10 protein-coding genes are annotated in these 8211 nt (G+C 59.8%); 4 read left to right on the top strand and 6 right to left on the bottom strand.

Features of this window, described 5'->3' with window-relative positions; genetic code table 11:
* Positions 1–75 precede the first annotated feature (75 nt).
* Together EJA70_RS15040 and EJA70_RS15035 are read right to left on the bottom strand one after the other, a co-directional pair.
* Positions 76–744, bottom strand: coding sequence for an HAD-IA family hydrolase (locus EJA70_RS15040; RefSeq protein ID WP_158831721.1), 669 nt, complete (start codon positions 742–744; stop codon positions 76–78).
* Positions 745–800: 56 nt separating this feature from the next.
* The gene (locus EJA70_RS15035; RefSeq protein ID WP_158831720.1) at positions 801–1214 is read right to left on the bottom strand and encodes a response regulator; all 414 of its coding nucleotides are present in this window, start codon (positions 1212–1214) and stop codon (positions 801–803) included.
* 199 nt (positions 1215–1413) lie between these two features.
* Here EJA70_RS15035 and EJA70_RS15030 point away from each other — a divergent pair, with 199 nt between their 5' ends.
* Positions 1414–2355 (top strand): class I SAM-dependent methyltransferase, encoded by a 942-nt coding sequence (locus EJA70_RS15030; RefSeq protein WP_158831719.1) that lies wholly within the window; start codon positions 1414–1416, stop codon positions 2353–2355.
* A gap of 126 nt (positions 2356–2481) precedes the next feature.
* Here EJA70_RS15030 and EJA70_RS15025 read toward each other — a convergent pair whose 3' ends face one another.
* Positions 2482–3264 (bottom strand): helix-turn-helix transcriptional regulator, encoded by a 783-nt coding sequence (locus EJA70_RS15025; protein ID WP_158831717.1) that lies wholly within the window; start codon positions 3262–3264, stop codon positions 2482–2484.
* A gap of 310 nt (positions 3265–3574) precedes the next feature.
* Between EJA70_RS15025 and EJA70_RS15020 the strand changes: the two genes are divergently transcribed.
* The gene (locus tag EJA70_RS15020; RefSeq protein WP_158831715.1) at positions 3575–4693 is read left to right on the top strand and encodes a P1 family peptidase; all 1119 of its coding nucleotides are present in this window, start codon (positions 3575–3577) and stop codon (positions 4691–4693) included.
* Positions 4694–5246: 553 nt separating this feature from the next.
* On the opposite strand, the gene EJA70_RS15015 is transcribed toward EJA70_RS15020, so the two are convergent.
* Positions 5247–5879 carry a TetR/AcrR family transcriptional regulator gene (locus EJA70_RS15015; RefSeq protein ID WP_158831713.1) on the bottom strand — a complete coding sequence of 211 codons (633 nt, stop codon included), beginning with the start codon at positions 5877–5879 and terminating at the stop codon, positions 5247–5249.
* Between the two features lie 163 nt (positions 5880–6042).
* Between EJA70_RS15015 and EJA70_RS15010 the strand changes: the two genes are divergently transcribed.
* Entirely contained in the window at positions 6043–6483 is a 441-nt protein-coding gene (locus EJA70_RS15010; RefSeq protein WP_008083085.1) for a hotdog fold domain-containing protein, read from the top strand.
* 64 nt (positions 6484–6547) lie between these two features.
* Here EJA70_RS15010 and EJA70_RS15005 read toward each other — a convergent pair whose 3' ends face one another.
* Positions 6548–7234: a GNAT family N-acetyltransferase gene (locus EJA70_RS15005; RefSeq protein ID WP_158831711.1), complete on the bottom strand. Its 687-nt coding sequence runs from the start codon at positions 7232–7234 to the stop codon at positions 6548–6550.
* Between EJA70_RS15005 and EJA70_RS15000 the strand changes: the two genes are divergently transcribed.
* Positions 7233–7463 (top strand): hypothetical protein, encoded by a 231-nt coding sequence (locus EJA70_RS15000; protein WP_158831709.1) that lies wholly within the window; start codon positions 7233–7235, stop codon positions 7461–7463. The two genes, EJA70_RS15005 and EJA70_RS15000, sit on opposite strands and share 2 nt — an antisense overlap.
* A 14-nt stretch (positions 7464–7477) precedes the next feature.
* Here the strand turns inward: EJA70_RS15000 and EJA70_RS14995 are convergent, their stop codons facing one another.
* Entirely contained in the window at positions 7478–8035 is a 558-nt protein-coding gene (locus EJA70_RS14995; RefSeq protein WP_158831707.1) for a YceI family protein, read from the bottom strand.
* Between the last annotated feature and the right edge of the window lie 176 nt (positions 8036–8211).

Here is an 8211-nt window from a genome sequence, read left to right as displayed (position 1 = left end):
CTGCGATCTTTTGATCTTTATTTTAAGAAGCAAGATCAAAAGATCGCAGCCTGCGGCAGCTCCTACAGGTCGGGGTCAGTTGGGTTGGAGGTGGAGCTTGCCGTCGTCGTCGATTTTGACGCTGATGTCGGCGTAACTGGCCAATGTCGCGTGCGCCGTTTCAAGCGGATGCTGGTGCGTCGTGGTGATGATCATCAGCGCCGCGCCAGCCGCTTCGGCGGCCTGGATGCCGACGGTGGCGTCTTCAAAAATCAGGCAGTCGCGCGGTTCAAGCCCAAGACGTCCGGCCGCCAGCAGGTAGCCGGCCGGGTCGGGTTTGCCGGCCTTGACGTCTTCAGCGGTAATCATCACGGCCGGTTCGGGAATCCCGGCGGCAGCCATTCTGCGTAAGGCCAGATCGCGCGGCGCTGAAGTCACCATCGCCCAACGATCGGCAGGCAGGCTGCGAAGAAACGCCGCCGCGCCGGGAATTTCAACGATGCCTTCAACGTCTTCGATTTCCGCCTCGGTGATGAACGCCGCTTGCGCCTCGGCGTCCACGCCCGGCAGGTTCAGGCGATTGATCGTGTCGATGGCCCGGGCACCGTGAATGGTCGGCAAAAACGTCTCGACCTCCACGCCATGGCGCACTGCCCAGGCGGACCAGATCCGCTCAGCGGCGGCGATGGAGTTGAGGACGGTGCCGTCCATGTCGAACAGAAACGCGCCGAACGCGCGGTTGAATAGAGCATCTTGAGCAGGCAAAGGGTCGCATCCTCTGGCAAGGGGCCGGGCAGTTTTGCCCGGCAATGTAGCACTTGTCAGTGCAGACGCGGCGCCTTGGATTTGAAGGCGCTGTCGACACAGTCGAGCAATTGCCCGATGGCCCAAGGCTTCTTGATGAACGCCACCGGATGCTTGACCCCTGAGGTCTCGGGCGTTTCATAGCCGGACATGACCATCACCGGCTTGTCCGGCCAGCGATCGCCGACCAGATTCGCCAGGTCGGCGCCGTTGAGGGTGCCGGGCATGGTGATGTCGGTGAGCAACAACGCCACTTCCGGCGCGTGTTCCTCAAGGTATTGTGATGCGGCGTCGGCGCTGGTCTGCGGCTCGACCTTGAAACCTTCCTCCTGAAGAATTTCGCAGAGAAACTCCAGAATCAACGGATCATCCTCAACTACCAGAATCAACCCGCCAGGAAGGTGCGCGCTCGCCGTAGGTGTTGGGCACATGAACTGGCACTCCCGGAATTGCATTAACGATTTAGCGGCTTGAATCCGCTGCTTATCAGGTATGAGCAGCGCGCCCTGCAGAAATTCATTTTTGATACAGCTCTTTTCCAAAAGTGTGTTTTGGCGGGGTCGCACCGAGCGTTCGCGACGGCGTATTTGTGGTTAAAATGCCGGCCCTTTTGCTCGCCGACGTTGACCGATGAACCCTGAAGCCCTCGCCACCCTCCACGCCCATCTGCTGCCTGCACTGGCGGCCGCACCGAGCGAAACCCGTCGCCTGTTCCACGGACGCGGGCGCTGCTGGCCGGGGCTTGAGCAGTTGACCGTGGACTGGTTGCAAGGCGTAGTGCTGGTGTCGCTGTTCAAGGAGCCGGAACCTGAGCAGCTGGAAAACCTCAAGCGTTTGCTGCTGGACCTCACCAGTACTGAGCAATGGCAGCAGTGCGCTGCGAAGACGCTGTTGATCCAGCACCGCTACCTGCCGCAAAGCACGGCTGAATGGTTGCTGGGCGATGAGATCGACGAAATGACCATCGTCGAGGGCGGCTTGCAGTATCGCGTCGATCTGGGCCGCAAGCAGAACGCCGGGCTGTTTCTCGATATGCGTAACGGGCGCAACTGGGTGCGCGAACAGGCCGACGGCAAACGCATCCTTAACCTGTTTGCCTACACCTGCGGTTTTTCCGTGGCGGCCATCGAGGGTGGCGCCAGCCATGTGGTCAACCTCGACATGTCACGGGCAGCGCTGAGTCGCGGTCGCGACAATCACCGCTTGAATGGCCATGACTTGAGCAAAGTCAGCTTCCTCGGTCATGACCTGTTCAAATCCTGGGGCAAGGTGATCAACAGCGGTCCTTACGACCTGGTCATCATCGATCCGCCGTCGTTTCAGAAAGGCAGTTTCCTGCTGACCAAGGATTATCAGCGCGTGCTGCGCCGCCTGCCGGAATTGCTGACGGCGCAAGGTACGGTGCTCGCCTGCATGAATGACCCGGCGTTCGGCCCGGACTTTTTGATTGATGGTGTGACCGAGCAGGCGCCCGGCCTGCGCTTCGAACAGCGCCTGGAAAATCCGCCGGAATTCCCGGATGTTGATCCTGAGAGCGGCCTGAAAGCCCTCGTCTTCCAACGCATCGCCTGACCCCGTGTAGGAGCTGCCGAAGGCTGCGATCTTTTAAAACACAAGATCAAAAGATCGCAGCCTCGTTTCACTCGACAGCTCCTACAGTAATCATCCATCGCGGTTTTGGCGCAGCACCAGGGCGAATCATCCATCGCGGTTTTGGCGCAGCACCAGGGCGAACAATTCGCCGTGCCCGGTGACATTGAGCTTGTGGTACAGATTGCGCCGATGGACTTTGACCGTCTCCGGCGAAATGCCCATTTGCTGGGCAATCGCTTTACTGGAGAAGCCCTGCAAAATCAAGCGCGCGGTGTCGACCTCGCGCACAGTCAGGCGCGCTTCAAAGCGATCGAGCAAGGTCGCCAGATCCCCCACCACTGCTTCAGCGGCCGGCCCTTGCGGCGGCAGCAGTTGCACGTGTCGACGCATCGCTGCCAGCACCCAATCGCGCACGCACAAGAGCCGGCCCTGTTCGCTCGCGTTGAACGCCGTCGAGCGCCCCAGTGACAGGCCGAGCACGCCCGCCTCGACATTGATGATGAACTGCAATTCGTCTTCGCCCACCACCGAGCGAAAGTAGCTCTGGTAGTACTCGCTGTGCAGGAACTGATCCGGCGCCACCGACGCCAGGCTGTGCAAACCATCGGCAATGCCGGTGGTCGCGGTTTGATAGAACGGATCGAGCAGGTACATGCCTGCGGTGTAACCGGCCAGTTCTTCCTGGTCGTCCGGGCGGCCCTTGCTGTCGAAGTCGATCAACAATTGCGGCGCCTGCCCCGCCGTCATCACCGCAACCAGCGCGTTGTCCAGCGGCACCAGCAGCCGCAGGGTATCGACCAATGCACGCCAGAAAACCTCCTGCCCGATGCTGGCAAATACCCGCGCCAGACTTTGATGCACCGGCAACTCCTGCAACAACGCGTCCACGCACTACCCCTTTTGTATAACCCATGAAGGGAATGGGTCAGGCGCAGTCGGCCCGGTAGGCTGACCACTGTTGTTCATGACCGGCGACACGCCAGCAGAGCCGCATCATGCGGGGGCGGTGTGGGGATATCAACCGGTGCCTGAGCGTGGTTCAGCATTTGCAAATACCGCCTGACCCTGTGGGAGTTGGCTTGCCAGCGATGGCGTCCGTTCAGCCAATACATCCGTCGGGTGAAGCACCGTCATCGCTGGCAAGCCAGCTCCCACAGGGACGGTGATCGGCCCAATATTTTTAGAGAGACAGATATCGATGAAACCTCGCGCCCGTGACCTGAATATCCGTATCGGCCAGATGCACCCCGGCCCGCTCAACGCCATCACCGATGTGCCGGGCATCCGCGTCGGCCACAGCAATGTGCGCGGTCGCAGCAGCGCCGGGCGCGACATCTGCACCGGCGTCACGCTGATCGAGCCACGCCTGGGTTCGACCAGCCAGCAACCGTGCTTTGCCGGGGTGCATGTGCTCAACGGCAACGGTGATGCCACCGGGCTTGAGTGGATTCGCGAGGCCGGATTGCTGACCAGCCCGATCGCGTTTACCAACACCCACAGCCTCGGCGTGGTGCGTGATGCGCTGATTGTGCTGGATCGTGAGCAGCAACCGGACGATGGCCGTCTCTACTGGAACATGCCGGTGGTGCTGGAAACTTACGACGGGCTGATCAATGACATCAACGGTTTTCACGTCAAGCCTGAACACGTCGCCGAAGCCATGCGCAACGCGGTCGCCGGCCCGGTACAGGAAGGCGCGGTAGGCGGTGGCAGCGGCATGATCTGCCATGAGTTCAAGGGTGGCATCGGCACCGCATCACGCCGATTGAGCGATGCTCAGGGCGGCTGGACGGTGGGCGCGATCGTGCAAGCCAACCACGGCATTCGCAGTGAATTGCGAGTCGACGGTTACCCGGTCGGCCGCTACATGGAACAGGTGGATTCACCGTTCCTGCGCGCCTCGTTGCCGCATCCGGGCATGGGTTCGATTGTGGTCTGCCTGGCCACCGATGCACCGCTGCTGCCCCATCAATGCACGCGACTGGCGCAACGCGCCAGCCTCGGTCTGGCGCGCACCGGCGGCGGTAACGAGGATCACAGCGGCGACATCTTCATCGCCTTCGCCACCGGCAATGATCACGTTCCGCCGGCCGCGTATGAAGGCAAAGGCGCGTCGACCTGCGAGGGTTTGCGCATGGTCAATAACGACCACATCAGCGAGCTGTTTCTGGCCGCCACTGAAGCGGTTGAAGAGGCAATCATCAACGCCCTGCTCGCCAGCGAAAGCACCGCCGGCAATGGCCATGCCGTGCCGGGGCTGGACGCGCAAACCCTGCTCGCCGCCCTCGACAAGGCCGGCTGGCCCGGCGCCCGCTAACCCCACAACCTCCCCCCCGGTAGGAGCTGTCGAGTGAAACGAGGCTGCGATCTTTTGATCCTCAGAAACAAGAGCAAAAGATCGCAGCCTGCGGCAGCTCCTACAGGAACGGCGTCAACCCCACACCTCCCCGGTAGGAGCTGTCGAGTGAAACGAGGCTGCGATCTTTTGATCCTCAGAAACAAGAGCAACAGATCGCAGCCTGCAGCAGCTCCTACAGTAACGGCTCACCCCCACACCTCCCCGGTAGGAGCTGTCGAGTGAAACGAGGCTGCGATCTTTTGATCTTCAGAAACAAGAGCAAAAGATCGCAGCCTGCGGCAGCTCCTACAGGAACGGCGCCCCCCCCGGTAGGAGCTGTCGAGTGAAACGAGGCTGCGATCTTTTGATCTTTAGAGACAAGAGCAAAAGATCGCAGCCTTCGGCAGCTCCTACAGGGGTTAGGTGACGAGTTGTACGCGACAATCATTGCAATGGTCGAAGGAGCCGTCGCCTCACGGGCTCTACTTCGTCTCCGTCAAAGCGTTTTCAGGCTGTTTTTTGCCCTCGTAAATCAGCTGTCAGGCAGTGATTCATCGCGAATCGAGCGCCATGCCGCTTGCGCCAGCAACTCGCGATACGCCGTCGGGCTGCCCTTCACCCTGCCGGCTAGCCAGGCCCGGCAATAACTGTCGGCCTGACCGATGATCAGCGATGGCAGCAACTCGGCGGGCAACGCCTTGAGTTCAGCGGCGCGTCCGGATTCGGCCAGCCAGTCACGCAGGCGCAGATTGCGCGTCTTGTTGCGCTCGGCCAACTCCTCCTTGAACGGTCCTTTGGTCACGGCGAACCGCGCGTGGTACTGGAACCGTGCCCATTGTGGCTGCTGCTCGACCCAATCGAGGTAACTGAACACCAGCGCCTGCACGCCCTCCTCAGTGGTTTTTGCCGCGTCGAGGTAGGCGTCGCGCAGACGCGCCTGATCGTCCAGCGCGGTAAAGAACAGCGCCGCGACCAGACCTTCCTTGTTGCCGAAATGGTGGTAGATCGCCCCGACGCTGGTGTCACATTCGGCACGAATCATGTCGATGGTGGTGGCTTCGATCCCCTGCTCGTTGAACAGGCTCAGCGCCTTGCGAAAGATATCGCGCTTGAGTTCGGCGCGGCGTCCGGGGTAGCTACGTTCCAGTAAATCGGCGGTTTCCATGCTGCTTGCGACCCGAAATCAACGAAGGGAAAAGGCACATCGTGCCCAATGCGAAAACGTGCATAGGTTGACAGAATTCCTCTTAACAGAATACCGTTCCGTTACAGAACATTATTCTGTAACGGAACATAATTCCGCAAATCACGTTCAGCGAGGGATCTCCATGAGTCAGTTTCTCAGCATGTTCAACAGCGCAGGCCCGCAAGCTTTCAGCCAGATGGCCTGCCAGGTAGCGCCGTATTTCAGCACCATCAATCCGCTGGTGACGGAACTGCGAGCGAATGCGGCAACCGTGCAAGTGCCCTTTTGCCGCGAAATCACCAACCACCTCGGCACCGTCCATGCGATTGCCATGTGCAACGCCGCAGAACTGGCTGCCGGGATGATGACTGACGTGTCGATTCCGCCCGGCGCGCGCTGGATTCCCAAAGGCATGACCGTGGAGTATCTGGCCAAGGCGAAAACCGATGTCACAGCGCTAGCCACTGGCGAGGGCGTGGATTGGCAAAGCGCGGGCGACAAAATCGTCAATGTGGACATTCACGATACCGAGGGCAAAAAAGTGTTCACGGCGCGGATCACCATGAACGTCAAACTCGGCTGAATGGCGGGTACAAAAAAGCCCTTGCTGCGGGATTCCCGGCAAGGGCTTTTTTGCCGAAGTAGTATCAGTGCACCGTCAGGCGCTGGCGGACAAATTCTTCGGTATGTCGGGTGGTCTGGTCGAGATGGCGGTCGCGCTGTTTCTCCGCGTCGAGCATCGCCCGTTTGCTGTTTTTCTGCAGCAGGTAGGTGTGAATCTGCTGCACTTCCAATGATCGGTAAATCGGTGTGGTATCGATAAAACCGCGCAGGCCGTTGCTGCGGTAATGGCGGGTACTCATCAGCACTTGCGTCTCGCGCTGACCGATCACTTCAAAACCCAAAGCTTCGAAGTACGGGACTTTGCCAACGGTGCAGGCCAGCTCGGCATGCGGATAACGCCCGACCATTTCGCCAATCATTGCCCGCGCCACACCCTGGCGACGATACCCTTCGCGCACCGCCATGTAAGCGACGCTGCACGCCTCCCAATCGCCCTGCACCGGCAGGTACAAGAGAAAGCCGATGACCTGTTCCGGATCGTCATCATCGGTGGCCACCAACAACTCCACCTCAGTGCCCTTCTTGCCGTTCAACGCCTCCAGATACAGATGCACCTCATAGCCGACCGCATACTGATAGACGTTGTACAGCAGATTGCTCGGGCCAAGACCGACCGCACTGATATCAGTCAGGTAGTCGACAACCATCTGCAGAATCTGGCTGTTGACGCCCTCGGGGCATGGGGTTTTGTAGTGGATGATACGTGGCATGACGAGCGACTCCGGCAAAAAACGCCCCATCATACCCTGTCCCGATATCCCCCCTGTAGGAGCTGCCGAAGGCTGCGATCTTTTGACTTTGTTTTTTAAAAGACAAGATCAAAAGATCGCAGCCTTCGGCAGCTCCTACATTGAGGAGAATTTCATCTGCCGGGAGCAGGATCTTTCGCCGATTCAGCGTCCATTTTTCAAGCTGCGTTCCTATTCCAGGCAGGCCTAGGGGAGTTCTGGGCGTCACTGCTGTGGCGCCACCACCTTGAACTTGATGGCGATGTCTTTCGACACCACGGTGTCCGCCCACTCCCCTGCGCCGAGGCCAAACTCGTCGCGCTTGAGCAGCAGTTCACCGTCGAAAATTCCGATGTCGCGGTCTGGTTTCAATTCCACCGGCACCTCCACCTTGCGGGTGATGCCCTTGAGGGTGAGCTGGCCGGCGATCAGGTAGCGGTGCTCGGCGACTTGGGTGAAACGGCTCGACTCAAACACTGCGACAGGGAATTTAGCCGTGTCGAACCACGCCGGTTTGACCAGTTCGCTATTGGCGTCTTCGCTGCCGGCATCAATGCTATTAAGGTCGATGTGCAGGGTGGTGTGGGCGCTGGCGAGGTTGTCGGTGTCGAAGTCCAGCGTCGCTTCGAACTTGCCGAAGGTGCCGTACATCCGCGAGCCCATCTGGTTGTAGGTGAAACTGATCTGGCTCGCCGTGGTGTTGACCCGGTTGTATTCGACGGCCTGCGCGGCCGGGATGGCGCACAGCACACACGCACCGGCCAGCAGCATTCGGATCGACATGGGATTCTCCGGGCGAAGCCAGCCATCAAGGGTCTCGATTGACTTAAGCAAACATCCGCCGGTTGCGCCAGTCGCTGACACTCCATCGATTCACGCCCCATGTAGGAGCTGCCGCAGGCTGCGATCTTTTGATCTTGTTTTTCAAAAGCAACATCAAAAGATCGCAGCCTGCGGCA

The organism is Pseudomonas sp. PB103 (assembly GCF_009764635.1).
Classification (GTDB): Bacteria; Pseudomonadota; Gammaproteobacteria; order Pseudomonadales; family Pseudomonadaceae; genus Aquipseudomonas.
This window is presented reverse-complemented; position numbering and strand designations above follow the sequence as displayed.